At 66.8% G+C, this 1,496-nt stretch carries 1 protein-coding gene; it reads right to left on the bottom strand.

The features are described from left to right. Nucleotides 1-676: 676 nt before the first annotated feature. A partial coding sequence (locus ACXAHD_RS32080) for a tyrosine-type recombinase/integrase (protein ID WP_475055156.1) occupies nucleotides 677-1,496 on the bottom strand: 820 nt, incomplete at its 5' end.

The raw sequence follows: 1,496 nt of genomic DNA, 5'->3' as shown, positions 1-1,496 counted from the left end.
ACGCCCGAGTTGATCACACCCGGGCCGTCACGCCACGTCACATCGACAGGGCTCGGTTCCGGATCGGCGGACCCCTTTCGGGAAGTCCTCCAGCATGGGTATTGCATGTGCCGAAACCTCATCCGCGCTGGCCTCCGTGCGCCAGCCGGCGGGTTGTGGGTGCTCCGTGGGTGATCGGATGCCACCGACCCCAGACGGAATTGGCCCCTGGATGCTGGATTTCTGCCACGAGCGTCTGCCGAACAGGCGACTACTGTACGCGACGACCGCGCTGACCTGCCGATACTGCGCGGTGTCCGGCTGGATTGCCGGCTAGGAATCTGGACGAAAGCACCTTGCGTTCAGTAGCGGGCGCAAAGGCGTATACCGGGTATTAAAAGTCCTCAGCTCTGCCGATTGAGCTAACGGCCCGTCAAGGGCCAACCCTACTCCGCCTGGCCGCGGCTTCTGCATCCGCCCGTCTGCTGCCCGGGTCTGGGGCTGTCGCGGCTGACCGGCGGACGGCGGGTGACGCGTCGGGCGATCTGGTGTCCTCAGCCGCGGGTTGGGGTCGTCCGGGGGTTGGTGTGGTCGGAGGCTGGGAGGTGGTGTCGGCGGTTCGGGTCGGTCAGGCGGCCTGTGTGCGTCGGCGGCGGGGAACCAGCGCGGCGGCGGCCTCCGCCTTGTCCCGCTCGACCTAAAGTTCGACGATGACGGAGGTGTAGATGGTGATGGTGATGGTGATGGTGATGGTGATGGTGATGGTGATGGTGATGGTGGAGTGGCCGAGGAGTTCCTTGACGTCGGTGAGGTCGGCGCCGGAGGCTTTCAGGTAGGTGGCGGCGCAGTGTCGTAGGTCGTGCAGCCGGACCGGGGGCAGTCCGGCGTCGCGGACGAGGCTGTCGAAGCGTTTGCTGACGGTGTCCGGGTGCCACTTCTCGCCGTCGGGTTGGACGAAGAACCATCCGGTGTCCGGCCAACTGCCGCCGCTGGCCAGTTGCCAGCGGGCGCGGCGGGCGAGGTAGGCGCGCCACGCGGCGGCGGTGAAGCTGTCGAGGGCGAAGGTGCGGTTACCCGCCTCGGACTTGACCTTCTTGTCGACCGCTTCGTAGCCGACGGTGGTGCGTTGCAGGTCGACGGTGACGAGGGCGGCGTCCAGGTCGACGGTGCTGTCCCGCAGGCCGAGTGCCTCACCGCGGCGCATTCCTCGGTGCATGATGCCCACGAACACCGGGTAGAGGGCGATGTCGTGGTCCTGGGCGTAGTCGAGGAAGGCTCCGGCCTGTTGCGGGGTCCACACCATGACCGGGCTGGGCTTCTGTCCGGTCTCGCGCCACCGTGCGACGGCTCTGTCCGTCCACAACCGGGGTTTGGGCTGCTTCGCCGACGGTAGTTCGACGTGCTTGGCCGGGTTGAAGTCGATGAGCCGTAAACATTCAGGTGGTGCGCGAAGAGTGACGGTCAGCGCGGGTTGAGTGACGGGGTTCGACCGGCTCGACGCCGTTCTGTCCGTTGTG

It is taken from the genome of Micromonospora sp. ABR4_055, from assembly GCF_056160425.1.
This window is presented reverse-complemented; position numbering and strand designations above follow the sequence as displayed.